The sequence below is a fragment of the Salibacterium qingdaonense genome (genome assembly GCF_900114715.1).
Taxonomy (GTDB): Bacteria; Bacillota; Bacilli; order Bacillales; family Marinococcaceae; genus Salibacterium; species Salibacterium qingdaonense.
Genome location: NZ_FOTY01000005.1, coordinates 69,277 through 95,716, shown reverse-complemented (window position 1 = coordinate 95,716; position 26,440 = coordinate 69,277). Strand labels below are relative to the sequence as shown.

21 protein-coding genes and 1 pseudogene are annotated in these 26,440 nt (G+C 48.1%); 14 read left to right on the top strand and 8 right to left on the bottom strand.

From position 1 onward, the window contains the following. Positions 1–37 precede the first annotated feature (37 nt). A complete protein-coding gene (locus BM058_RS06320) occupies positions 38–1,756 on the top strand; it encodes an ABC transporter ATP-binding protein (RefSeq protein WP_090926194.1) in 1,719 nt (572 codons plus the stop codon). A 57-nt stretch (positions 1,757–1,813) separates the two neighbouring features. Here the strand turns inward: BM058_RS06320 and BM058_RS06315 are convergent, their stop codons facing one another. From BM058_RS06315 to BM058_RS06300, 4 genes are all read right to left on the bottom strand, one after another. Beyond that, positions 1,814–2,239 carry an OsmC family protein gene (locus BM058_RS06315; RefSeq protein ID WP_090926264.1) on the bottom strand — a complete coding sequence of 142 codons (426 nt, stop codon included), beginning with the start codon at positions 2,237–2,239 and terminating at the stop codon, positions 1,814–1,816. 16 nt (positions 2,240–2,255) lie between these two features. Beyond that, positions 2,256–3,794 carry an AbgT family transporter gene (locus BM058_RS06310; RefSeq protein ID WP_090926193.1) on the bottom strand — a complete coding sequence of 513 codons (1,539 nt, stop codon included), beginning with the start codon at positions 3,792–3,794 and terminating at the stop codon, positions 2,256–2,258. Positions 3,795–3,925: 131 nt separating this feature from the next. Then, positions 3,926–4,378, bottom strand: coding sequence for a hypothetical protein (locus tag BM058_RS06305; protein ID WP_090926192.1), 453 nt, complete (start codon positions 4,376–4,378; stop codon positions 3,926–3,928). An 18-nt stretch (positions 4,379–4,396) separates the two neighbouring features. After that, positions 4,397–5,716, bottom strand: a complete 1,320-nt coding sequence (locus BM058_RS06300) for a PepSY-associated TM helix domain-containing protein (RefSeq protein ID WP_281244678.1) — start codon at positions 5,714–5,716, stop codon at positions 4,397–4,399. 328 nt (positions 5,717–6,044) lie between these two features. Between BM058_RS06300 and BM058_RS06295 the strand changes: the two genes are divergently transcribed. From BM058_RS06295 to BM058_RS06280, 4 genes are all read left to right on the top strand, one after another. Beyond that, positions 6,045–7,553 (top strand): malate:quinone oxidoreductase, encoded by a 1,509-nt coding sequence (locus tag BM058_RS06295; protein WP_090926263.1) that lies wholly within the window; start codon positions 6,045–6,047, stop codon positions 7,551–7,553. Between the two features lie 230 nt (positions 7,554–7,783). After that, positions 7,784–9,553 (top strand): methyl-accepting chemotaxis protein, encoded by a 1,770-nt coding sequence (locus tag BM058_RS06290; RefSeq protein WP_090926190.1) that lies wholly within the window; start codon positions 7,784–7,786, stop codon positions 9,551–9,553. Continuing rightward, positions 9,553–10,635 carry a sugar ABC transporter substrate-binding protein gene (locus BM058_RS06285; protein ID WP_090926189.1) on the top strand — a complete coding sequence of 361 codons (1,083 nt, stop codon included), beginning with the start codon at positions 9,553–9,555 and terminating at the stop codon, positions 10,633–10,635. The genes BM058_RS06290 and BM058_RS06285 overlap by 1 nt, the downstream gene beginning before the upstream one ends. A gap of 106 nt (positions 10,636–10,741) precedes the next feature. Continuing rightward, positions 10,742–11,212 (top strand): glutathione peroxidase, encoded by a 471-nt coding sequence (locus BM058_RS06280; RefSeq protein WP_090926188.1) that lies wholly within the window; start codon positions 10,742–10,744, stop codon positions 11,210–11,212. Positions 11,213–11,512: 300 nt separating this feature from the next. On the opposite strand, the gene BM058_RS06275 is transcribed toward BM058_RS06280, so the two are convergent. Then, positions 11,513–12,502: an aldo/keto reductase gene (locus BM058_RS06275; protein WP_090926187.1), complete on the bottom strand. Its 990-nt coding sequence runs from the start codon at positions 12,500–12,502 to the stop codon at positions 11,513–11,515. A 308-nt stretch (positions 12,503–12,810) separates the two neighbouring features. On the opposite strand from BM058_RS06275, the gene BM058_RS06270 reads away from it, so the two are divergent. The 3 genes and pseudogenes from BM058_RS06270 to abc-f all read left to right on the top strand — a co-directional run bounded on the left by BM058_RS06270 (position 12,811) and on the right by abc-f (position 17,655). After that, positions 12,811–14,505, top strand: coding sequence for a SulP family inorganic anion transporter (locus BM058_RS06270; protein ID WP_090926186.1), 1,695 nt, complete (start codon positions 12,811–12,813; stop codon positions 14,503–14,505). 23 nt (positions 14,506–14,528) lie between these two features. Further along, positions 14,529–15,689: an ROK family transcriptional regulator gene (locus BM058_RS06265; RefSeq protein ID WP_090926185.1), complete on the top strand. Its 1,161-nt coding sequence runs from the start codon at positions 14,529–14,531 to the stop codon at positions 15,687–15,689. A gap of 388 nt (positions 15,690–16,077) precedes the next feature. After that, positions 16,078–17,655: pseudogene (abc-f, locus tag BM058_RS06260) on the top strand (ribosomal protection-like ABC-F family protein). Between the two features lie 356 nt (positions 17,656–18,011). On the opposite strand, the gene BM058_RS06255 reads toward abc-f, so the two are convergent. Beyond that, a complete protein-coding gene (locus tag BM058_RS06255; RefSeq protein ID WP_090926184.1) occupies positions 18,012–18,899 on the bottom strand; it encodes a fructose bisphosphate aldolase in 888 nt (295 codons plus the stop codon). Positions 18,900–19,135: 236 nt separating this feature from the next. Here BM058_RS06255 and BM058_RS06250 point away from each other — a divergent pair, with 236 nt between their 5' ends. From BM058_RS06250 to rpsN, 4 genes are all read left to right on the top strand, one after another. Continuing rightward, positions 19,136–20,014 (top strand): DMT family transporter, encoded by an 879-nt coding sequence (locus BM058_RS06250; RefSeq protein ID WP_090926183.1) that lies wholly within the window; start codon positions 19,136–19,138, stop codon positions 20,012–20,014. A gap of 156 nt (positions 20,015–20,170) precedes the next feature. Next, entirely contained in the window at positions 20,171–21,331 is a 1,161-nt protein-coding gene (locus tag BM058_RS06245) for a metal ABC transporter solute-binding protein, Zn/Mn family (protein ID WP_090926182.1), read from the top strand. A 32-nt stretch (positions 21,332–21,363) separates the two neighbouring features. Next, a complete protein-coding gene (locus BM058_RS06240; protein ID WP_090926181.1) occupies positions 21,364–22,551 on the top strand; it encodes a GTP-binding protein in 1,188 nt (395 codons plus the stop codon). 19 nt (positions 22,552–22,570) lie between these two features. Further along, on the top strand, positions 22,571–22,840 hold the full coding sequence (gene rpsN / locus BM058_RS06235; RefSeq protein WP_090926180.1) for a 30S ribosomal protein S14: 270 nt from the start codon (positions 22,571–22,573) through the stop codon (positions 22,838–22,840). A 13-nt stretch (positions 22,841–22,853) separates the two neighbouring features. Here rpsN and BM058_RS06230 read toward each other — a convergent pair whose 3' ends face one another. Next, positions 22,854–23,135 carry a hypothetical protein gene (locus BM058_RS06230; RefSeq protein ID WP_090926179.1) on the bottom strand — a complete coding sequence of 94 codons (282 nt, stop codon included), beginning with the start codon at positions 23,133–23,135 and terminating at the stop codon, positions 22,854–22,856. Then, positions 23,123–23,419 (bottom strand): MGMT family protein, encoded by a 297-nt coding sequence (locus BM058_RS06225; protein WP_090926178.1) that lies wholly within the window; start codon positions 23,417–23,419, stop codon positions 23,123–23,125. Before BM058_RS06225 ends, BM058_RS06230 begins: the two co-directional genes overlap by 13 nt. A gap of 168 nt (positions 23,420–23,587) precedes the next feature. Between BM058_RS06225 and BM058_RS06220 the strand changes: the two genes are divergently transcribed. Beyond that, positions 23,588–25,366 carry a sigma-54-dependent Fis family transcriptional regulator gene (locus BM058_RS06220; RefSeq protein WP_177195452.1) on the top strand — a complete coding sequence of 593 codons (1,779 nt, stop codon included), beginning with the start codon at positions 23,588–23,590 and terminating at the stop codon, positions 25,364–25,366. Between the two features lie 204 nt (positions 25,367–25,570). Beyond that, complete coding sequence (gene dapA / locus BM058_RS06215) at positions 25,571–26,434, top strand: 4-hydroxy-tetrahydrodipicolinate synthase (RefSeq protein WP_090926176.1); 864 nt, start codon at positions 25,571–25,573, stop codon at positions 26,432–26,434. Positions 26,435–26,440 lie beyond the last annotated feature (6 nt).

The window sequence follows — 26,440 nt, the reverse complement described above, 5'->3', positions numbered from 1 at the left end:
TTCAATTAAAATATGAAACAATCAAGGGGGACTCCGCGTGCTGCGCCGCTTTGCTGCCTACTATAGACCATACAAGAAACTGTTTACGATTACGTTTGCCTGCGCCATTTTGGTTGCTCTGCTGGATCTTGCTTTTCCGCTTGTCGTGAACTGGGCGGTGGATACACTGCTTCCACAAGGGGATATTTCTGTCATCGTTTGGGCATGTATTGGATTGTTTTTCCTTTACATATTCAACACCGGCGCTCATTTTGTTGTGACGTACTGGGGCCACAAACTGGGTATCAATATAGAAACCGATATGCGTGATGAACTGTTTGATCATATGCAGCGGCTTTCCTACACGTATTATGACAACAATAAAACCGGCAATCTGCTTTCTCATTTAACGAATGATCTGTTTGAGATAGGGGAAGTGGCACACCACGGCCCCGAAGACGTGTTTATTGCACTGATGACGTTATTCGGTTCGTTTGGAGTGATGTTATTTATCAACGTCAAACTGGCGGTGCTTACTTTTTTGATCGTACCACTGCTCATTGCGGTGATTGTCTACTGCCACCGTCACATGGCGGCGGCCATGAAATACATGCTGAAGCGGATGGCCGACTTTAATACCCGGGTGGAAGATACAGTGGGCGGTATTCGTCTCGTGCAGGCGTTTGCAAATGAGCGTCACGAGCAGAAATTATTCCATCATGATAATCAGAATTTCAAGCAGGCGAAACTCTGGTCGTACCGCATCATGGGGCTGAACAATTCGCTCAGTTATATGATGATGCGCATCATGACATTGTTTGTTCTCCTGTGCGGCGCTTATTTTATCGTACAGAATGAGATGTCCATCGGCGATTTTATGGCGTTCATTCTGCTCACCAATATCTTTTTTCAGCCGATTGAAAAAATCAATGCCATCATTGAGAGTTATCCGAAAGGGTACGCCGGGTTTAAACGCTACATTGCCCTCCTGGATACAGAACCTGATATAGTGGACGCTCCCGGTGCCAAACCATTGCCTGAAGTAGAAGGAAACATTACCTACAGGGGGGTGCGTTTTGGTTATGACAATAACCGCCCGATTGTCGACGGGATTGATTTATCAATTGAGGCAGGGGAAACGGCAGCGTTTGTCGGTCCGTCCGGTGCCGGTAAGACGACGCTTCTCAGTCTGCTTCCGCGCTTTTATGATATTCAGGACGGAGCGATTACGATAGACGGGAAAGACATCCGGGATGTACAGCTTGCCTCTCTCCGGCAGCAAATCGGCATTGTGCAGCAGGACGTGTTCATGTTTTCCGGAACCCTGCGTGACAATATCCGTTACGGCAAACTGGATGCTCCTGATGAGGAAGTAAGGGAGGCGGCCCGGCGCGCGGAACTTGAATCGTTTGTTGAGGAGCTGCCGGACGGACTGGACACGGTTGTCGGTGAACGCGGAGTGAAATTATCCGGCGGGCAGAAGCAGCGCCTGTCGATTGCGCGCATGTTTCTGAAGAATCCGCCTATCCTTATTCTGGACGAGGCGACGTCCGCTCTGGATACAGAAACCGAACAATCCATTCAACGGTCCCTGAATGAGCTGGCTCAAGGCCGGACGACCCTGATTATCGCCCACCGGCTCGCTACCATCCGCCATGCGGACAACATCATTGTCGTGACACAGGATGGAATTGAAGAGCAGGGGACCCATGATGCACTGCTTGAACGCGGCGGTCACTACGCCAAACTCCACGGTGCCCAGCATGTGTACGTATAATGAACAAAAAAAGGACTGGATGAAAGAGGAGAAGTCTTTCATCCAGTCCTTTTCTATTTATTCATCTGCCGGTGCTTCGGTTCCGTTCAAAATCAGTTTGAAAGAAACGGAAGCCTGCAGGGAGTCAGAGACGGAGCAGTATTTTTCCTCCCCGAGATGGATCGCGCGCCAAACTTTTTTCTTGTCGATATCCCCGTCGACATGGACAGTGATGGTAATGTCTGTGAAACCTTTAGGGGCCTCTTCTTTCCGCACGCCGTCTGTTTCCATTTCGATGCGGTCAACATGTTCAAGATGCGGTCTTAGAATCATCGTAATATCTATGCCGATACATCCTGCCAGAGAACTCAGCAGCATTTCTGTCGGTGTCGCACCTTCGCCGAGTCCACCGTAATTTTCTGTAGCATCCATGTACACGGGATAACCGGAATCACCGGCGGATTCGAAAGCCCTGCCGCCGGTCCAGGTGGTTGTTACTTTCATCATTCATCAGCCTTTCTTAATAGGTTAAGTCTGCGCCGGGGCCCACTGGAACGCCGAGAAGATACCAAACGATGAAGAAAATCGTCCAGACGACCAGAATGCCGATGGAATGCGGCAGCATCAGTGATATGACGGTACCTACCCCGTTTTGTTTTCCGTATCGCTGCGCAAATGCGACAACGAGCGGGAAGAACGGCATCAGTGGTGAAATGATATTGGTCGAGGCATCACCAATACGGTAAGCGACTTGTGTCACTTCCGGCGGAATGCCCAGATTCATGAACATCGGTACAAAAACAGGCGCCATGATTGCCCATTTTGCGGAATCAGCAGCGATAAACAGATTGATCAGTGTTGTAATCAGAATTAACGGCACCAGTAAAAACAAGCCGTCCAGCTGGAAAGCTTCCAGGATTCCGGCGCCTTTAACGGCCAGAATCGTTCCGAGGTTCGTGTAATTAAACAAGGCAACGAACTGGGCGGCAAAGAAAATCAAAACGATAAAACCAGCCATTGTTTCAAGAGACGATGTCATGAGCTCGGCAACATCTTTATCATTTTTCACCGATTTCGTGACGATACCATATACCGTCCCCGGCACCAAAAAGATAAGCATCATAAGAAAGATGATACTGCTCATGAAAGGGGATGTTATGATACTGCCGCCTTCTCCACGAAGCGGAGCATTTTCCGGAATGACGAGCAGGGCAATGACGACGATAACAGCAAGTATAGACAAATTCGCCCAGAAGAGACCTTTTTTCTCTACCGGGGTGATTTGAATGTTTTCTTCTGCATCCTGCTCCGGCTCGTACTTGCCTAATTTCGGTTCAACCAGCTTGTCCGTGATGAGCGTACCGAGAATGACAATCAGGAAGGTCGAAGCGAACATGAAAAACCAGTTGTCGGTCGGATTGACGACATAACCGGCGTTGATGATCCGGGCGGCCTCTGTCGAAATACCGGCTAAAAGCGGATCGTTTGTGCCAATCACCAGGTTGGCGGAATAGCCGCCGGATACACCGGCGAAAGCGGCGGAAAGCCCGGCAAGCGGGTGGCGACGGAATCCGAGAAAGATGATGGCTCCAAGTGGCACAAGCACCACGTAGCCGACCGAAGCGGCTACATTGGAAAGAACACCCATTAAAACAACAAGAGGCGTAACGAATTTCTTCGGTGCCTTTGTCACAGTATTGGTCATAATGGCGCTGATATAGCCGCTTTTTTCAGCGACACCGACACCAAGCATGGCGACAAGGACCGGTCCTAGTGCGACGAAGGATGTAAAATTCGAGACGACACTGGAGAACATATGGGCAATGCCGTCGGATGTAAGCAGGCTGACCGCCTCAACGTTCAGCATTTCCGTTTCCAGTGTTTCGTCATTGACGCCCTGAAATGATACAGAAACCCCCATCATGTAAAGAATATGAGATAAAATAATGACAGCAAACGTAAACAAGATGAATATGGTGACCGGATGCGGCAGCTTGTTCCCTGCTTTTTCAACAGCGTTCAGCATTTTAATGGATCTTGGTGTGTGTGGACTTTTCATTGGTTCCTCCCCCTTTTCTATGTTTAAACATATACCCTAGTATACACATATGAATTATAACGTCCAATATCTGAGTTCATAAAAAGGTTGAACATTACAAAAAAAGAAGACAAACCAATGAATGGATCATTTTAATGATGACCGCCGGCAGGGGTGGAATGTTGATTCGCGTTGAGCATCTGTTGTTCGCTTGGAGTTAAATTTCCCACACCGATGCGCTTTGTAACCTGGAGATTGTGTTCTTTTACAGGAATATCGGCATGAAGGCGGTACAGACCGTCCTCCGGAAATTCGATTAATGTTTCCGGTGTACTGTCCTCCTGCGGTTCCACGGATGTTGTTTCAATCATCCCTTTTTCAGATGAGGACAACGTAAGCTTTATATCCTCCTGTATTTTATACGGCTCACCGTTCCGGAGCACGTGAACCTGAACGGGTTCCGGTCCAACGGCGACAATCGGCTTGTCCGTATGAATGAAGGCACTTACCGGTGTCTGATTGTTGTAATCGGCGTGATTGTTCACATCAAGAGACGAACAGGCCCCAAGCAGCAGGAGCAGAGCAGGCATCCACATTTTCTTCATTATTTTACCCCCTTTTATTCAGGTCATGTGAAAGAATGTTCGAAGACGGCTTATTCGGCGGATGATGAGATAATCCAGGGCATATAGAATGAGCACTGACAATCCGAACAGTGGAAAGACGATACCAAATCCAATCACCAAAAAGACAAATCCCCGGAACTTCCAGGCACTCATGCTTTTAGGGGCGCCGAGTTTACCGGCTGGACGCCGCGTCCACCAGAGACGGATTCCGCTCAGGATAATACCGATTAAGCCGACGCAGATGAGCAGTCCGAACAACTGGTTCCAGATTCCGAATTGAAGGCCTTTATGGATCGTGATTCCCATTGCCATCACTTTGGCGGGCAGTGGATACTGCTCCCACCGGTAATCCGCCAGGATACTGCCGTTATACTGATTGATGTGCATCGTCACTTCGTTCTGGGCCTGGTCGGGGAAGGCTGAAACCGTGAAGACCCCTGTCTCCGACGAAGGGTAATAGACGTTAAATCCGGATACCACGCCGGTCCGCTCCGCGGTATTTACAACATGGTCAATCGAAATCCTTTCATACGCATTCCCGGCATACGACTCCGGTACCGGCATCTGTTCCGCGGCCCAGGAGACGTCCCCCGTATCAGTGGTGACAGCATCGGATACCGGCGCCTCCCCGACCCAGATGGAAGGAGGATACCCAATCCCCGTGCTTGTTGCGATACGCTGCACTCCGTCTCCCCAGAATCCTGTCCACAACATTCCAGTCAGTAAAAAGAAAAGCAGACCGCCCGAAATCCAAAAGGCGGGGACAGAGTGGATTCTCTTTCGCTTCTGTCGTTTATTATCCGAAGGGCCGGGCAGAAAGCTCTTCCGGTTTGCCATCTGACTGCGGGACGGCCACCACAGATACAGTCCGCTGATGAGCATAAATATCGTCCAGCAGGCGGCGGTTTCGACAATCCGGTCTCCGGTCGTTCCAATCATTAATTCACCGTGGAATTCCTGCACCCGGTCCATTACCCGGTTTTTGTTAAGAAGTGTTCCGGTTATATCCAGGGTATAAGGGTTCACAAATACCGTCATCCCTTCCTCAGAAGCCGTTGTAATACCAACTTCGGCGGCTTGTCCTTCTCCGCCTGGGGGCTGGTAGCGGGTGATGTGAGCCTCCGGTCTTTCATCCAGAACCGCCTGTGTAACCACAGAAGCCTCATGCCGCTCCCCCTCCGCCGAAACCTCGGTATAGTCCTGGTACAGCCAGTGTTCAATATTCCCTCGGAATAAATACGAAGCCCCTGTCACGGCCAGCATCAATAAAATGGGGGTGAGAATAATGCCGGCATAAAAATGCCAGCGCCAGAAAATAGTATAGTTTTTCTGCTGCTCTTTTTTGGTTGAATGATCCAGGATATCTCCTCTTTCTGCGCAATGTCACAGCTGTCCGTCTTTATGGGGGATAAGCATTTACATTCTAATCTATGCCTGCGCGGCTGACTGTAGATAATCTGTGAATGTTTTACTTTTCACAAAAGGGACATTTCTTTTTTATAGAGACGAAATAGTCTATAATAAGAAAAGAAGAGAAACCAACTAGTCGGTGCGGTAGTGTTGCAGAATAAAAGAACATAAAGGTAAGCAGAATAGCACAGCATGAATGCAGCTGCTCTTTTCTGTGAATTTTCAGCTTGTAAGGATGGTATACATGAGTACGAACGAATCAACAGACGTGATTCTGATCGGTGCCGGTATTATGAGTGCAACGATCGGCAGTCTTTTAAAAGAACTGGCACCGGAATGGAACATTACGGTATTTGAGAAACTTAAACATTCAGGCGAAGAAAGCTCGAACGAATGGAACAACGCAGGAACCGGTCATGCGGCGCTGTGTGAGTTGAACTACACAAAAGAACAATCGGATGGCTCGATAGACATCAGCAAAGCGGTGAATGTTAATGAGCAGTTTCAAGTGTCCAAGCAGTTCTGGACCTATCTTGTGAACAGCCGCAAGATCACCAATCCGCAGGAGTTTATTATGCCGCTGCCGCATATCAGCTTTGTGCACCGCCCGGACGATGTGACGTTTTTGAAGAAGCGGTATGAGACCATGAGTGAGCATCCGCTTTTTCAAGGGATGGAATACTCCGATGATCCGGAGAAACTGAAAGAATGGATCCCGCTGATGATGAAGAACCGCAGCCCTGAAGAACCTGTGGCGGCAACGAAAATGGAGACGGGAACAGATGTCAACTTCGGTGCTCTGACACGTAAGCTGTTTGATCGGCTGCAGAGTGACAATGTTAATGTGCGGTATAACCACGAGGTAGAGAGTATGAGACAGAACTCCGATGGAACGTGGAGTCTGAAAGTACGCAATCATAATAGTGGGGACGCCGAAAGTCACAAAGCACGTTTTGTCTTTATCGGGGCCGGCGGCGGGAGTCTTCATCTGCTGCAGAAAGCGGGCATTCCGGAAGGCAGAGGCATCGGAGGTTTTCCAGTCAGCGGTCAGTTCATGGTCTGTAAAAATCCAGATGTCGTGGAACAGCATTATGCTAAAGTATACGGAAAAGCCCCGGTAGGAGCACCGCCAATGTCCGTGCCGCATCTGGATACACGGTATATCGACAATCAAAGAACATTGTTATTCGGTCCTTTCGCCGGGTTCTCGCCGAAGTTCCTGAAAACCGGGTCGCTTCTCGATTTATTTACATCGATCCGGATGGGCAATGTGCTGACGATGCTGTCGGCCGGTGCGAAAGAAATGGGGCTGACGAAATACTTGATCGGTCAGGTCATGCAGTCGAAAGAGCAGCGCATGGAAGCGCTCCGTGAATTTATTCCCGATGCCAAGAGTGAGGACTGGGAGCTGGTTGTGTCCGGACAGCGCGTGCAGGTTATCAAGGACACAGAAGAAGGCGGGAAGGGCACCCTTCAGTTTGGGACAGAAGTTGTCACCGCAGCAGATGGCTCCATCGCAGCCCTTCTCGGTGCTTCGCCGGGCGCTTCCACCGCCGTTCAGGTCATGCTCGAAGTGCTCGAGAGCTGCTTCCCGCGGCATATAGAGGAATGGACTCCGAAAATCAAGGAAATGGTGCCGTCCTACGGCCTGTCGCTGTCCGACCACCCTGAACTGATTGACGAGATTCAAAAAGAAGCTGACGAGATGCTGGAGCTGAAGAAAAAAGAACCAGTTATGCATTAAACATGACTGCAGTAAAGAACTTTCTATCCCGGTGGATGGAAGGTTCTTTTTTTAGGTTTGCACATGGAAATTTAATCCTTTGTTGTTTGCATTTATTAACCTAATGGGGTGTTGGTCGATATAAGGAATATGGATGACAGACATACGTCCTAAGAGTGAATAATGGAAGGTGGTATTGTTTTTGAAAAAAGCAGCCCGGGACAACAAAGAAATGATCGGAGGGAGATATCATGATTAAAAACATATGGCAGAATCGATCAATTGGCGGAAAATACGCCTTTGTGTTTGTCGTCGTTATTTTGACGTTTGTTCTCTCCCTCCTTGTGACATATAAGCTGCTTTCCCAGACCAATGACTCCGTGCAGGAGACTCGTGTGAAAAACAGCGTCGTTCAGGATGCATCGTCGTTGATGTCATTGTATCAGCAGAAATACTTGAATATTCCAGAATACATGATTATGGAGGATGAGGCCGGACTCGAAAATTATCTTTCGCTGAGCGAGGAATTTACAGCGACAGCAAAACGGCTGCGGGGGAGTCTGGAAACAGAGGAGCAGATCTCTGTTATCAACCAGATTATCGAAAATAATCATGCACTGGATGAGTATTATTTCAGCGAAATTGTCCCCAATGTTCAGCAGATTAATACGGAGACATTTACCGAATTGCAGAACAGTGCGCAGGAGTTGAAAGAAGAAACCATGGTGCTTGGGGAATCGCTGCAGGAAGAAGCTGCGGCTTCCAATAATGATTCCATTGTGGAAGCAGAAAACAGCATCCATACCAGCTTGTTGATTCTTGTGATTTCGGTAATCGTATCGATAATCATCTCGACGGCCCTGCTTTTCTTCATCAGCCGTTCTATAAGAAAGAGTCTGACCAAGGTGGTGGAAACGAGCAATGAGATTGCGCACGGTAACCTTGAGGCAGACGATCTGGAAGACGACAGGAAAGACGAAATCGGACGTCTGTCCAGCTCCATCAATGATATGAAGACGAGCTTAAAAGGCATGATTGTGGAAGTATCCACTCTGGCCGGCAACGTGGATGAAAAGGTGCAGACGTTCAGCAGGACATCTGGTGACGTGAAAGAAACGAGCGAACAGGTGGCTGTGACGATTGAGGAGCTGGCAGCCGGTGCCAGCAGCCAGGCCAATGAAGCCACCAGCATATCGGAGCAGATGCAGGATCTGAATCAGCAGATCACGGATGCCAGTGAAAACGGGGAACAGCTGACGTCGTATTCTCAAGATGTGCACCGCGTTTCCATCGACGGGGATGCACAGATGCAGGAATCATTGGAACAGATGACCAGAATCAATGATATGGTCGAAACGTCCATGACGAAAATGAAAGATCTGGAAAAACAGACGAATTCGATCTCTGAATTTGTCCATGTGATTCAAGATATAGCCGAGCAGACGAATCTGCTTGCGCTTAACGCCTCCATCGAAGCGGCCCGCGCCGGGGAAGCCGGTAAAGGATTTGCAGTGGTGGCCGATGAAGTCCGGAAACTGGCCGAACAGGTTACATCATCTGCAGACAGCATTACAAAAATCGTCAATTCCATCAAAGACGAGACCGGAAAAATGGTTACCGATATGACAGAAGGATATGAAGAGGTGAATAAAGGAAAATCTCAAATTGAAACATCCGGCGCCTACTTCTCGGAGATTAAAGAAAAAGTTTCAAATATGGTAGAACGGGTTTCCGAAATCTCAAACTCACTTGCTTCCTTCCATTCAGCCAGTCAGGATATCAGTCGTTCTGTGGAACATATTGCTTCCATTTCGGAGGAATCAGCAGCAGGTACCGAAGAGATTTCCGCCTCGGTGAACGATCAGCAGGAATCCATCCACCGGGTATCAAGCGGCGCTGATGAGCTCAAGCAGATGGTGGAGCGGATGAACGGATTGATTCAGCATTTTGATATTCAAAGTGATTTTAGGCATGAAAAGACAGACATGCCTGATGCGGTGTACAGAGAGGAGGATCAGTAATGAAGATACTTGTCAAAACAGTCTTTTGGATATCCATCTTTATGCTGTTTGTCATAACGGCGGCCTGCAGTGGCGGGGATTCGTCTACAAATTCCGCCGATTCTTCCGAGGGAGGAACAGCCGAAGCAGCAGACCAAAAACTCCGTTCCAACCAGGAGGACCCGTATGTTGGTTTTGCGCTTGATACATTGCGTGAAGACCGTTGGTACCGGGATAAGGATGCTTTTGAAGCTGCGGTACAGGAACAGGGGGGACAGGTAAAAACACTGGCTGCCAATGGGAACCAGGATATTCAGATTCAGCAGGCCCGGCTTCTTATCAACGAGGGAGTCGATGTGCTGGTTGTCGTCCCGACAGAAGCGGAAGGAGCCTCTGAGATTGTAAGCATGGCTCATGATGCAGGTGTAAAGGTTATTTCCTATGACCGGCTGATCCGCGGGGCAGATGTTGATCATTATGTATCGTTTGATAACGAAAAAGTCGGCGAACTGCAGGCAGAAGCAATTCTGAACCAGACCGGGGAAGGGAATGTCGCTTATGTCGGCGGAGCAGAGTCTGATAACAACGCCGTTTTGTTCCGGGAAGGTGCTATGAATGTGCTGAACTCCCGCATGGAGTCCGGCGATATTAATCTTGTATATGATTCATACACCGAGGGCTGGGACCCGGAAACTGCACGCGAAGATTTATCTTCTTTTCTGAACTCTAATGATGTATCACTCGACGCAGTGATAGCGGCAAACGATGGTACGGCAGGCGGTGTCATTGAAGCGCTCGGGAATCAGGCAGGAGACATTCCCGTTTCCGGACAGGATGCCGAGCTGGAAGCTATCCGGCGGATTGTAGAGGGAACCCAGACGATGACTGTGTATAAATCAATGGAAGACCTTGCAGGAAGAGCTGCGGGGATTGCGTTGAACATGGCCGCCGGCGAAGATATTCCGGCCGAAACAACAGTGGAAAATGGGCAGGGCGGTATTCCTTCCACGCTTCTTGAGCCTGTGACAGTTACGGAAGAGAATATCGACGAAACGTTGATAGAAAGCGGCTATCTGACAGAAGAAGAGGTTTATGGTAATTAACCCTTCTCAACTCTATCATTATTTCCTTGTATCCGGCCTCTTTGTATAAGCAGAAATCAATAAATGAATGAGAGAAGAAAGTATAATAAACGTAGGAGGGATAATGATGAGTATCTATGATATTACCGTTACCAAAGCTGATGGGACAGAGTATACACTGAACGAGTATGAAGGCACGCCTATGCTGATCGTCAACACTGCCACCAACTGCGGGCTTAAAGGTCAGTTTGACGGGCTTGAATCCCTGTATCAAAAGTATAAAGATGACGGCCTGATCGTGCTTGGCTTTCCGTCGAATCAGTTTAAACAGGAACTGGATGACGCAGCGGAAGCCGAAGAATCATGCCGCCTGAATTACGGCGTCACGTTTCCGATTCATGAGATTGTTCAGGTGAATGGAAACGGAGCTCACCCGCTCTTTCAATTTCTCACAGATCAGCAGAAAGGCATGTTCGGCAGCCAGGTCAAATGGAATTTCACGAAATTCCTTGTCGACAGAGAAGGAAATGTTGTGAACCGGTTCTCCCCGCAGACGAAACCCGAAGACCTGGATGACGACATTCAAAGCGTAGTATAAGTATAAAAAATCTCCCTGCTGCTGTAAGAAAACAGCGGGGAGATTTTTTCGTGAGGCGGCGTCTTTTATAATCGAACCCGTTATTGGACACTATCAGTTGGAAAAGGAAAGTTAGTGTCCGGTAAATGAGATCTAACGGACACTGCAGCAGAAAAACGAAGGGATAGTGGCTCTTGGAACCGTTCTATCGGACACTGCGGGCAGTCTTTGTACAATGTAGTGTCCACGGCACTGCGCAGAACCAAATTGAAAAAAGCAGGGTACTCCGAACAATTACGGAGTACCCTGCGATCATTTTGTTCAGCTGTTGACAGGAAGCGGAGCCTGCGGTGAGATGATGCCTTCTTCCACCATCTCGTGCCAGAAGGCTTCCGGAATATCGGCATGGAGTGCGTCGATATTTTCCTGAATACGTTCAGGGCGGGTTGTACCTGGTATGACGGCGGCAACAGCCGGATGAGCGGCGGAGAACTGCAGAGCGGCTGCGATGAGATCAACGCCATGATGGTCTGCGATGTCATTCATGCTGTTGACCATAGAGGTTACTTCAGACGAAGCTTCACCGTATTCATAATGAGAGCCACCTGCGATAATGCCGGAGCTGTACGGCGCACCGACAACAATGCCCACGCCTTGCTCCTGGGCAGCCGGCATTAAACGCTGCAGGGCATGTTCGTGGTCAAGCAATGTGTAACGGGTGGCCTGAAGGCTGATATCAGGGTTGGCATGTTCAAGCTGCATCGCCAGTTCAATTGGCTCGGTCCGGTTCACACCAATGCCCCAGGACTTGATAATCCCTTCCCTGCGGAGTCGTTCCAGTTCAACGAAGGCCCCGTTTCTTGCTTCATCAAACCGGCTGACCCATTCGTCTCCATGAAAATCCGGAGAAATGTCATGAACGTAGATAAAGTCAATCCGGTCAGTCTGCAGGCGTTCCAAGCTCTGCTCGATTGAGCGGCGCGTGCCTTCTGCACTGTAGTCATCGACGACTTTATTCTTTCGTCCGTCCTGGAATAAGCCTTCTCCTTTTTCTTCTGTCTCTTCCAGCATATAACGTCCGACTTTGGTGCTCAGCACATAATCGTCGCGGTTGTGCTTGGAGAGCACTTCGCCAAGCCTCAGTTCTGCCAGTCCTGCTCCGTAAAACGGCGCGGTGTCAAAATAACGGATGCCGTTGTCCCAGGCTGCTTCTATCACGGCTTTGGCTTCGTCATCCGGGATGTCACGATACATATTACCAAGTGGCGCTGTACCGAAGCCTAGCTTTCCATTCTGTTTTAAATCAATCATATATATCCTCCTTTGCGTCAAGATCATGTATGGCATAAGACCTTTTTTGCGAGCAAGCTGCTTAATGAAAAAGACGCATTCTTTCTCATTACCACATAAAGTTGATTGTAAACATATGTAAGCGGATACGGTGGAAAAAGGATGGATTTTTGCAGAATATCGATTCAGTAGTCCCATTTCCCGTCAAGGGATACAGGCCTGAGACACAGCTCTTGAATGATGGAGGAAAACAAGGTATAGTGAAAGTACATTACTTTTGTCCAAAATGGACAAAACAAACGCTGTATTTCAAAAAGGGGGCAGGCGCCATGTCTAAACTTCCAGGTGGCATCCTCAATCTTCCACCGGATTATAACGGGCAGTCATTCAAACAGGATATCGTGGCCGGCCTTACCGTGTTTATCATGCTGGTACCCCAGGGTATGGCTTACGCGCTGCTGGCCGGACTGCCGCCGGTCATGGGGTTATATGCTTCCACGATACCACTCATTTTATACGCACTCTTCGGCTCATCCCGGCATCTGGCTGTCGGTCCGGTCGCATTGTCCTCTATTCTTATATTCTCCGGGGTTTCCGCGTTTGCGGAACCACAAAGTTCTGAGTACATCACCTTAGTGCTGTTGTTAACTTTGATGACCGGGATTCTGCAGCTGTTCCTCGGGTTGGTGAATGCTGGAGCTTTGGTGAAATTTATTTCCCAAAATGTCATAAATGGTTTTACGTCGGCCGTTGCGATTATTATAGGTTTCAGCCAGCTTGGGAATTTTTTCGGGATTGAAATGGGCGGCCAAAATCAACTCCTGCCTCTAGCTGTATCTTTTTTTCAACATATTCAAGCTGTTCATCTTCCGACAACTGTTATTGGTGTGGTCAGTCTTGTTGTTTTAATGGGATTGAGAAAACGCACTAGGTTACCGCTTCCTTTACTCGTGGTTATTGTGAGTATTGCTGTGGTGTCCTTCTTCCGTCTGGATCAAGCCGGAATAAAAATCATCGGGGATGTTCCGGGCGGATTTCCGGGGTTTTCTGTTCCTTCTCTTGATACATCTGCGATGGTGATGCTTCTTCCGACAGCATTAACGATAGCCTTTATCGCAATGATGGAATCGTTGTCGATCACAAAGACGCTTGCCGGCAAAGACAGCCCTCCTCTGGACGTAAACAAAGAATTGCGGGCCATCGGTACAGCTAATATCGCTGGATCGCTGTTTTCGTCCTATGCCGTCACCGGGAGCTTCTCCAGAAGTGCGGTGAACTACCGCGCAGGAGCAGTTTCCCAGGTCGCAATGGTCATCACCGCTATGGGTATTATTTTGACGTTATTTTTCCTGACGCCCTTGTTTTATTATCTGCCTCAGGCCGTACTGGCAGCTATTATCCTGTCCGCGGTGGCGGGATTGATTAATGTCCCGTCCCTGCGCTATGCTTTTCGTATCAAGCCTGCGGATGGATGGGTCTGGGTCGTTACGTTTGCAGCCACTTTACTTACAGGCATACAGTGGGGGCTTTTGATCGGCGTAGGTGTATCGTTAATCATACTAATCCACCGCATTTCCCACCCTCATATCGTCGAAGTAGGCTGGGATGACAAAACAAAGAACTACCGTGATGTGGAGCGATTCACCGACGCTGAGCGTATGCCTGGTAAAGTGCTGCTGCGCATCGACGCCAGAATCCATTTTTCCAATGTGACTTATATCGAAAAGATAGTGGAAAAAGTGGTGAAGGAAGCAGAGAAAAAACCGGAAGTGTTGTATGACGTCATTATTGACATGGGTGGTGTGAACGACATCGACACGGCCGGCATTGACGAGCTGGAGCGGTTGATCCGGACCTACACGATCCGCGGCGATATCAATATCTGGTTTGTTCACCTTAAAGGACCGGTTCGTGACTTATTGCAGCGTGCCGGCTGGGAGGAACGTTTTCCGGATGTGATGAGTGACCTTCCGCTTGATGAGTTTCTGAAAGAAAAGCGGGAACCGAACGACTATATGATCTAAACGTAGATGGAGGTGAACATACTGTGATAGAGGAGCTGTTGCGGCGCCATTCCCCTAAATTTCATGGAATGAAAGAAGTATACCGCGTGATCCATCAAGAGAATCCGGTCACGAAAGCAAAACTCCTGGAGCGGACGAACATGACGCAGACGACCGTAGTCCGGCATCTGGAGGAATTGAAACAATATGGCTTAATCCGGATTGCATCCTATGATGAATCTACCGGAGGGCGGCCGCCTGCATTGTATGACATTGAACCAAAAGCAGCCTTTATCATCGGTATCGCTCTCTCCCGGGCGGAAACAACCGTTACGATTGTCGATATGTCATTTCAGCCTGTCGCCGAAGAAACGTTTGCGATGACGGAAGACCACACGCCTGTACTTACGATATCTCTGCTCAAACAAACGATAACGTCGCTTCTGGAGCAGTCTCAGATAGATAAAAAAGACGTACTGGGCATAGGGATCGGCACCGTAGGACCACTCGACCGAACAAAGGGTACGATGTATCCGGAAGGTTTCACAGCGCCGGGATGGGAAGAAGTAGAAATTGTGGATGAAATGGAGAAGGCGTTCGGCCTCAATGTATACCTTGAAAATGGGGCGAATACAGCCGCTCTGTATGAATCCCTGCAACGCGGACGGGGAAACGAATCCATCCTCTACTGCATCAGTGGATGGGGGCTCCGCTGCGGCGTGCTGACAAACGGAACCATCATGCAGAGCCGGCAGGGAGATGCCAGTTCGTTTGGTAACATGATTATTGATGCTTCGTCAGGCAGAACCTTGTCATCCTTCATTTCCTATCATCATCTTGCCGGTGAAGTACAACGGCTCAGGAATATTCCGGAAACGAAAGTTGATAAAAACGACGTGATGCAGTACGTACTGCAGGAACTGGGAAACAGAAATCCCATGGTCGAAAGTATAGTGCTCTCGTCCGCCTATTACTACGGTGTCGGTCTGGCAAACATGATCAACGTGCTTCACCCGGAAATCGTGGTGCTGAACAGTGAGTTGATAAAAGTATCCTCCGCTTACTATGAAAAAGTGATTCAAACGGCAAAGCGTTTTATTTCGCGGATAGATCAGCAGCATCCTGTCTTTCAGGCAGCAGATGATAAAGTGAACCCCACGGCTGTTGGAGCCTGTATACTTGCATTTCATTCGAAGTTTTCCTGACTCATGATGAGCCGGGGAGAGATATATCTGTCTTGTCTGCTTGCTCAACGGTCGTTGACATGGGCAGGAGAAAAATTTAAGATAAAGCTATACTTAAACGAAAAAGGGGATGAACTGTAGGTCAATGAAATACTAATTCTATTTCACTTTAACGGGACAGATGTATGAATTGCAGACACCAACTTTTGCGCAGAGGGGTGATCTGGATCTTCATGCGGAACCGTTCGGAATAGGATTGGTGGAAACGTGTATCCTGCAGTTATCCCCCATTAGAGGTAGAGGTATGCCCCCTGTTCCGGACGTTTGTACACGGAAAACAGGGGGCTGTTTTTGTGGGCGGACTGCCTGAATAAAATGGTCTCCATCGATCCAAAAAGGAGATGAGATCATGTCACTGATACATTTACAGGATATCCGTATAGACGTAAAAGAGCGCACGTTATTTACTATTGAACAGTTGAGTATTCATCAAGGAGATAAAATTGGTTTGGTGGGGCCAAACGGGTCTGGAAAGACGTCTTTGTTATCGATTATTGCCGGAAGTGTAGAACCGTCAATTGGCACAGTGGTCCGGAGGTCGGCTGTTTCGATAATACCGCAGTTAAAACCTCGCCTTTCTAATAAAAGCGGTGGAGAAATATCGCAGACGGTTATTGAGGAGGTATTTGCCGAAGGGCCGGATATTCTACTTGCTGATGAACCGACAACCCATTTGGATACCGGCAATGTAGAGCAGTTGGAGCAGACGCTGAAGCAGTGGAGCGGTACATTCATTATTATTTCTCATGACCGTACCTTTCTTGATGCTCTCTGCACACAGATTTGGGAAATAGAGAATGAAAGCGTGTAGGTATTTACCGGCGGTTATACTGATTACGAAGAACAAAAAGAAGCAAAAAGAAGACACCACGAGAAAGAATACAAGAAATATAAAGACACGAAAAAACAACTGGAGGAAGCACTTCATCAGAAAGAGCAGCAAGCGCAGAAAGCAGTGAAAAAACCGAAGAACGTGTCGAATTCTGAGGCAAGAATGACAAAACCGCATTTTGCCAAAAAGCAGAAAAAGCTCAGTAAGGACGCAGACGCGGTAGAAACCAGGCTGCATCAGTTGAAAGAGGTGGAACGGCCGAAAGAGCTTCCTCCGATTAACATGCAGGTAGTGGAGCAGGAATCTTTGCAGCACCGCACGGTCATACGCGGCTGGGATGTGGAAGGACGTGCCGGGGATAAACGATTGTGGGAAGCTTTTGACTTCTCCATCAGCGGAGGGGATAAAGTTGCTCTTATCGGCCCCAACGGCAGCGGGAAAACGACATTTCTTCGTATGATTTTAAATGATAGGGACAGGATTCAAGCGGCACCGGCTGTGTCTTTCGGTTACTTCAGCCAAATGCTTGAAATTCTGGAGGAAGAAAAATCCATTCTGGATAACGTGCGGGACACGTCATTTCAGGATGAGACGATAATCCGGACGGTACTCGGACGCCTCGGTTTCTTTCAGGAGGATGTTTTTAAACGGGTGAAAGATCTAAGCGGGGGAGAGCGGGTAAAAACGGGTTTTGCTAAACTGTTTGTCAGCGGTGCGAATGTTCTGATTCTCGATGAACCTACGAATTATCTGGATATCAGGGCGCTTGAAGCGTTGGAATCCCTGCTTGGAGATTATTGCGGCACTGTGCTTTTTGTCTCGCATGACCGACGATTTCTTGAAAAGACGGCAACGAGAATTTTTGCGATACATGACAAACGCATCACTGTATTTGATGGATCGTATCAGGAATATCTACGTGCCTAACCAGAGGCGGACCATAACCCGCTTCAGGATGAACTATTGATGGTGGAAACAAGGATTTCCGAGGTATTAAGCCGCTTGAGCATCGCTCCGTCGGATGCGTTAGATGAAGAGTTCCAACAGCTTTTGAAAAAGAAAAACGATCTGAAACAGCAACTGGACAATCGTTGATATTCTGATATAACACGTTGGATTTTATCATAGAGGATAATGTGGTCACCATCAGAATTCTCAGAAGTCATTAGCTGCTCGGACGGTGCTTTTAGTGTCCACGGAGTATTTGTTTGTGGACACTAAGCTGCACGCACAGGCAGGTAGTGGCTGCGGGCCTCCGCCGGCAGCCACTACCCACCTCCATTCAGCGCCGTAGTGTCCATAGAACATCGTTTTATGGACACTAATCCATTATTTCAGATGGTTAGTAGACATAAGCCGGTGTGGAGAGATGCCTTCCTTATAACACAAAAAACGCTCCCGATTATTAGAAAAGATAATCGGGAGCGTTTGATATTTGCTGAGCGTTCCACTTACGTAATGGAAGCTTGGTAAATGGAGTTGACCGTTGCTGACATTTTGTTGTTGAATTCTTCATCCGTCTGATTCACGTTCAGATCCTGTGTGAGCGCACGGGAGAAGCTGGCAATCAGGCCGTTGTTTTCGGAGAGCTTGCGGTTCGCCTCGTCAATTTCATACCCGCCGGAAAGAGCCACAACGCGTACTACATTCGGATGCTCAATGAGCTCTGTGTACGTATTGGCTACGGTCGGGATGGTAAGTTTGAGCATGACGCGGTCGTCTTCGTTAAGCTCGTTGAGATGCTTGAGAATCTCTTCTTTCAGCATTTCTTCGCACTTCTCTTTATTGGAACTGTTGATGTCCACTTCCGGTTCAATGATCGGAACGAGGCCGGCATTCATAATCTGACGGCCGAGTTCAAACTGCTGCTCAACGACCGCTTTGATGCCTTCTTCGTTCGGCTCTTTGATGACAGAGCGCATTTTAGTACCGAAGATATTGCGCTCGTTTGCGCGTCTCAGCTTGTCCTCAAGGTCGGCAATCGGCTTCATTTTCTGTACGCCGTTTTCTTCAGCATCGAGGCCGTTGTCGACTTTCAGAAACGGCACAACACCTTTTTTCTCATAAAGATAGTCGGCTGTATAAAGACCTTCAATTTCGCGGTCCATCGTCTGTTCAAACAGAATAGCGCCGATGATCTGTTCGGAATCAAACGCAGGGGCTGTGATGATCCGCGTACGCATGTCATGTACAAGATCGAACATTTCCTCTTCGCCTGAATACTGATCCTCTGTTACACCGTAAAGTGCCAGTGCTTTCGGTGTGCTGCCGCCGCTTTGGTCCAGTGCAGCGATGAAACCTTTGCCGTTTTTCATCTGTTCCAACTGCTTTTCGTTCATGTAGGTCCACTCCTTTTATGATCATAATAATTATTGGATGACATGCCCGTCTCTACTATACCACGATTCGGGGGTCTTACTGTAGTCTTAGATTGAAACTTTTCGGATGAACAAAAGAGCGGCCGAAGCAGAATTCTTTCCATTTCCGCTGTTTTGTATTAATATAGTGTGTCGGTGGGGCGGAATGTACCAGTTTTTTCGCTCTGCATGGTTTCGGGAAATAGGAGGAACAATAGATGTCAGACCGCAATAAAGGTATTTTGTTATTACTGGTTTCTGCCTTGGGATTTTCCATTATGGCGGCTTTTGTGAAGCTTTCCGGCGATCTGCCGACGATGCAGAAAGCTTTTTTCCGCAATATTGTCGCAGCTTTTATCACCTTGGGTTTTGTATTATATCACCGGGAGCGGATTTTTGGCAGAAAAGAAAACCAGAAGCTGCTGCTCAGCCGGTCCGCGCTCGGGGCAGTGGGAATCGTCCTGAACTTCTATGCCATTGATCATTTGGTGCTCTCCGATGCAGAAATGCTTAATAAACTCAGTCCGTTTATTCTTATTATATTCTCGGCGCTTTTTCTGAAAGAAACGGTTCACCGGTATCAAGTCGTTGCTGTACTGATTGCATTTGCCGGTGCTTTGTTCATTATTCAGCCTGAATTCTCCGTGGAGATATTCCCTTATATTGTCGGGGTTGTGGGGGCCATGTTCGCAGCAGGCGCTTATACACTCCTGCGCGTCCTTGGCAGCCGGGAAAAGCATTACACCGTCGTCTTTTACTTTTCCTTTTTTACAACCATTATACTGCTGCCGTTTCTCTTCGTTCTGTATGAACCGATGAGCTGGCAGCAATGGGCTCTGCTTCTGTCAGCCGGAGCCTTTGCGACGGTCGGGCAGTTTGGCATCACGCTTGCTTATAAGTTTGCGCCGGCGGGAGAAATCTCGATTTTTTTCTATTCTACTGTTGTATATTCGGCCCTTTTAAGTATACTTTTGTTCGGACAGGTGCCGACGCTGCTTAGTCTTATAGGGTACATCGTTATTTTCGGAGCATCCTTCTACATGTTCTTGAAAAACAACCGTAAAGATCATGAAGAAACAGAGAAAGAAGCAAGCTGACAAACATCAACCCCCTTTTCACAGCAGCTGGGAAGGGGGTTGATTTATTTTTGTGCATTAAATCGTAATGATTATTATTTACAAAACGTAAGCATTGCACTATAATCAAATAATGTAAATCGTAATTATTACGAAAATTGAAAGGGGTATAGATGAATGAAGCGTCAGGGTTTTATTTACCTCCTTATTACAGCAGTGATTATGGTTATGGCTGCATGCGGCGGAGGACAGGAAGGGCAGAATGCATCTCAGGACAACACAGGTGAGAAGACAAGCGGCGGGAGCAATCAGGAGCAGGAACCGCTGCAAGTGTATACGACATTGTTTGCGTGGCAGGACTTGACGGAAAAAATCGGCGGAGATCAGGTGGAGGTAACAAATATCGTACCCGCCGGTGCTGATCTTCACAGTTACGAACCAACCAGTCAAACGATGATCGATATGGCAGAGTCGGATTTATTCATAATGAACGGAGCAGGCATGGAAGGATTTGCTGAAGCTGTCAACGACACGATGGAGGAAGAGGGCATACCTTCGCTTGAGGTGGCAAGCAGCATGAACCTTCTGGAATTCAGCGGCGGACATAATCATTCTCACAGTCATTCGCATGATCATTCCGGCGGAGAAAGCGGCGGCCACTCCCACGATCATTCCAGTGGAGAAGGCGGCGGCCACTCCCACTCCCACGGCAGCGTTGATCCCCACGCCTGGCTGGATCCCGTGCGTGCTCAGGAAGCTGTAGACACTATTAAATCCCAGCTCATTGAACTGCGCCCGGAGCAGGAAAACCTTTTTGAAGAAAATGCTTCTGAACTAAAAAACAGTCTATCCGATCTGGATGAGAAGTTTTCCCAGCTTGCAGAATCAGCAGGACATAACCGTTTCATCGTTTCCCACGCAGCGTACGGATACTGGGAAGATCGGTACGGACTGGAGCAGATCAGCGTATCAGGACTTGCTCCATCATCGGAACCATCCCAGAAAGAACTGCAGAATATCATCAGTACCGTTGAGTCCGAAGGTATCGAACACGTCATGTTTGAGCAGAACGTCACTTCGAAAGTGACAGAGGTGATTCAGGACGAAGTTGGAGCCGAAGCACTGCAGCTCCACAATCTGTCCGTGCGGACCGAAGAAGAAATCCAGAATAACCAAGGTTATTTCGATTTGATGCAGCAGAATCTGGACAACCTTCAAACGGCGCTGGAAGGTGCAGCTGCAAATCCATCCAGCAGCTCGAATCAAGGTGGTTCCACTGAAGAAACCGAGGGAAACAACAGCCATAATCATGACCACAGCCACGATCACAGCCATTAATGAAAATCTGAAGGGAAAGGAGGTACAAGAACATGAGAAAAATTCCTGTGACCGTACTGAGCGGGTACCTCGGTGCGGGAAAAACGACCATTTTGAATCATGTGTTGAACAATCGACAGGGCCTGAAAACGGCAGTCATCGTCAACGACATGAGTGAAGTCAATGTGGATGCCGGCATTATTGAACATGGCGGTTTCAAGCGGACGGAGGAAAAAATGGTGGAGATGTCAAACGGCTGCATCTGCTGCACCTTGCGCGAAGATCTGCTTATCGAGGTGCAGCGGCTGGCTGAGCAGGGGGATATCGATTATATCATCATCGAATCGTCCGGCATCAGTGAACCGGTACCGGTGGCGCAGACATTCAGCTATATCGATGAAGAAATGGGAATCGACCTTACCCAGTACTGTGAATTGGACACGATGGTAACCGTCGTGGACGCGAATCGTTTCTGGGAGGATTTCTCATCAGGGGAATCACTGCTGGACCGAAAGCAGGAAGCGGTCGAAGAAGATGAGCGGCAGGTAGTTGATCTCTTAATCGACCAGGTGGAGTTCTGTGACGTTATGGTGGTTAACAAAATCGATATGGTTCCGGCGGAAAAAAGAGAGCAGCTGATTGCCTTTCTCCGCAAACTGCAGCCGGAAGCAGCACTGATTGAGACCAATTACGGCAATGTGGAGTTGCAGGACATTCTGGGCACCGGCCTGTTTGAATTTGAGAAAGCCAGTGAATCAGCCGGCTGGCTCCGGGAACTGGAGGAGGAAGAGCATACCCCGGAGACCGAAGAATATGGGATTCGTTCTTTTGTGTACCGCCGCAGAATGCCGTTTCACACAGAAAGGCTGAAGCAGTGGTTTGAACAGTACCCGAAAGACATCGCGAGAGCTAAAGGCATCGCCTGGCTTTCCACGTATCATACGATGGCATTTATGCTGTCCCAGGCTTCGTCTTCTATTACACTCGAGTCTGTCACGTATTGGGTGGATGCGCTGCCGTCCGCGGAAAAAGGTGAAATTCTCAGGGAACAGCCGGAAGCACGAGAAGAACTGGAAGCCCACCCTTACGGAGACCGCAAAACAGAACTTGTGTTTATAGGCGTCGATCTGGACACCGACTATATCGAACGGACGCTCGATGAATGCCTTATTCAACCAGGTGAAATGAAAGAATGGCGTGAATCGTTTGAAGAAGAAAAGCAGAAAATACCAGGCATTTAACAAAGGAGGAAACGAAACGATGGCTAAAAAATCAAAGATAGCTAGAGAAAAACAGCGACAAAAAACCGTTGAAAAATATGCAGAGCTGCGCAAAGAACTAAAAGAAAAAGGCGACTACGAGGCGCTGAAAAAACTCCCGCGTGATGCATCCCCGACACGGCTTCACAACAGATGCGAAGTAACCGGACGCCCGCACGGCTATATGCGCAAATTCGGTTTGTCGCGGATTGCGTTCCGGGATCTTGCTCATAAAGGACAGCTTCCCGGCGTGAAAAAATCGAGCTGGTAAAGGGAAGATCCGGCTATTTAATAAACCGGATCAGCAGCGGGATGCGGTGCCACTGACCGGTCAGTGCAAACACTATCAGCACAATGAGGACAGCAGTGAGCAAAAGCAGTGCCATCCCGATGAAAAAGATGGAAAGCACACCGCCTAAAGCAAAAAGAACCTGCAGAACAGCCAGTTGATCCGGCAGCCAGCCGGGCCGCTCCCCCATAGAGGAAGCGACAATTTTACTATAGAGATAAGGTGTTAGAGAACGGAAAAGAATAGGGGGGATGTTGATTTTATCTATCGTTCCCACTGATGGTCCTCCATGCGGACTCTGCCTTTGTGGTCGAATGCAACTCCTTCGTTTTCCAGAAGGGTCCGCTGTTCCAGAAATCCGGGGGCGGTATCACCAGACTGTTTCACCACGCGGTGGGCGGGAAGCTCTCTTTCCGGCGGTGATTGACGCATAGCCCATCCCACCACCCGGGCATTGTGGGGCTGCTCGAGCATTCGTGCAATCTGGGAGTAGCTTGCCACCCTTCCCTTGGGAATATCTTCTACGATGCTGTATACCTGTTCAAAAAAGCCACTTTCCACGCACCATCACTCCTTCCACCATTATTTTAAAGAAAAAGTATGTAAAGTAAATACCTGTGATGAAGCAGCACTCCGATATGTTGAATAATTTATCAATTATTTTTTACAAGCGCATTCATTTTCTGGTATAGTGAAATTATGTTTAATATTGCAACGAAGGAGGATGGCATGAAAATTCTTGCTATAGCTCCGTATCCGGGTTTAAAGGAACTCCTTTTAAGTTTGGGGCAGAATCAGCCGTTTGAATTGGTTGTGGAAACCGGTGACTTAAATGCCGGCTTACATTATGCAAAGGAAGCGGAGAATAACGGAACGGATATTATCATCAGCCGCGGCGGTACCGCCGAGCTTATCCAGGAACAGGTCTCGATTCCGGTCATTGAAGTAGAAGTGTCGGGGTATGACATGCTGAGAGTCATTACCCTGATTAAAGACTTTCCCGGTAAAGCAGCGATTGTTGGTTTCGCCGCTATTGCAGAAGGAGCTTCCGCCGTCTGTTCGCTGGTGGACATTGATGTGAAAACCATTACGATTACAGAAGCCGATGAGGTGCAGAGCAGACTGAAGGCCCTTCAGAAAAACGGATACCAGGTTATTATTGGTGATGTTATCACCGTTCGGATAGCCGAAGAGCTTGGGCTGAACGGTATTTTATTGACGTCAGGAAGAGAAAGTGTCAGCAAGGCGTTTTATGAAGCGCGCAAATCCTATAACATTGTGGAAAATATGAAAGCATGGTATGGGATCGGCGACGTTGTATTACGAAACATGCAGCAGGATGTTGCCGTACTGGATCAGAAGGGAAAGGTGAAGTATGCTGGAACGGATGATCCGGCATTTATCCAAAACATTGTGTGGGATTATTTCGGTGGAATGGACGATGTGTTTCAGAAGATCGAAAGCAGTCCCTCATACTCCTTTTTGTATGAGAAGGACAGCCGTATGTGGCTTATTCAGTCACAGGTGATCCAAGAGAAAGAAGAGTCTTTCGGTGTGTTCTTCCTGTTGGATATTGACGACATACAAGCTGTACGCGGACTGGATATCCAGTCGAACCAGCACCGGACAACCGGTCCTTCGACTGTGCTGACAGGGCGTATCTCCGAAAGTGTAGAAATGAATAAGATGTATGAGAAAGCCATGGCATTTGCCGGGGCAGGGAGGAATATCTTAATAGAAGGAGAAAGGGGCACGGGAAAAGGACGGACAGCTGAGCTTATCCATCTCAGCAGCGAAAGGCACCGTTCTCCTTTTGTAACCATTGATTGTGAACAAGTCACGGAGAATGAACTGGAACGGATCAGCAGCGACCCGCTTGAGGGGTATTCGCTGGTCTCTCTCGCAGAAGGCGGCACCGTTCTGCTGAAAAACATTGATGCCTTGTCCCGCAGCGGGCAGCAGATGGTCAGCCGTGCGCTGCAAGCAAAAGGGAATACACAGGTTATATCCTCTACTTCGTGTGAGCTGGAGCCCCTCGTTCAGCAAAGTTTCCTGGGTTCGCTGTATGATCAGGCAGCAGAGCTGAAACTGTATATCCCTCCTCTGCGGGAACGCAAAGAAGATATAGAGAGCTTGTCCAGTCTTTTCATAAATGAGAGTAATGTCAGGTATGGGAAGCAGATATCAGGTATTAGGGAAGAGAGCCTGGAGCTCCTAAAGGAAATCGATTGGCCGGGAAATGTGTCACAGCTGTACCGGGTGATTGAAGAAGCAGTGCTTATCGCCGGGGAGTCCTATCTCGAGATGGAAAATATACGACAGGCTCTTCCGCAAAAATGGGAATACCCCAACATTCAAGTGAGCGGGACGTTGAGTGAAATAGAAACACGCGTCATTAAACAGGTGCTCGAACAGGAAAATCATAATCATTCCCAGACAGCCAAACGACTTGGAATTAATAGAACCACGCTATGGAGAAAACTGAAGCAGGACAAACAGGAATTATAAGAAAGGAAAGCCGGTTCATAAAAGGACCGGCTCTTTTATGTTGCATAAATAAACAATAATTCACGATTTACAAAAATACAAAAAGTATTTTTCGGAAAATGGTTGCAATATAAAACTTTATATTTTATATTTAATGCACATTGATTTTGAAAGCGGAAACAATGTTTAAATTAGAAACATACATTCAAGAGAGGAGGGGAATTTATGCTGAAAGGAATCGTACCAGCGATGCTTACTCCGATGACAGCGGATCACCAGATTAATGAACCTGCTGCCCGTCAGCTCGTTCAATATTTGCTGGACAGCGGGGTGGATGGCATTTTCGCTCTCGGAACGAATGGTGAATTTCATACGTTAACAAAAGAAGAGAAGCTTCGTTTTGCTTCTATAGTGAAAGATGAAATAGACGGCCGGGTGCCCTTGGCAGTGGGAACAGGTGGAAACAGTACCCAGGAAGTTATCGAATTGTCCAGAGAGATGGAAAACATAGGGGTGGATGCTCTGTCTGTTATTACGCCTTATTTTGATCCGGTCTCCCAAAACGAACTGATTACTCATTTTACAGCTGTTGCAGAAGCGGTCACCCTGCCGGTTCTCTTATACAACATGCCGGGGAAAACCGGGGTGTCCATTCATCCTGATACCGTGAAAGAACTGTCGAAAGTCGGCAATATAACGGGCATTAAGGACAGCAGCGGAAATTTCGATAATATTGTACGATTTATCGAAGAAACGAACGATGACTTTACTGTGTTATCCGGCACGGATTCTCTTATTTTATGGACGTTGATAGCAGGAGGAGACGGGGCGGTGGCCGCCACAGCGAATGTGTTTCCGGAAACGGCGGTTTCGATCTATCGAAAGTGGAAAGAAAACGATTGGAAGCAGGCTCAATATTTTCAGGAACAGCTTCGTCCGATTAGACAGGCTTCTCAGGCGGCAACCGTTCCTGCCGTGTATAAAAAAGCTGTCGAGTTAAAAGGTATACTGGCTGGGCCGCCGCGTCCGCCTGTACACGAAGTATCGAAAGAACTGGAGAACAAAATACAAACCATTATAGATGGTTAGATACAC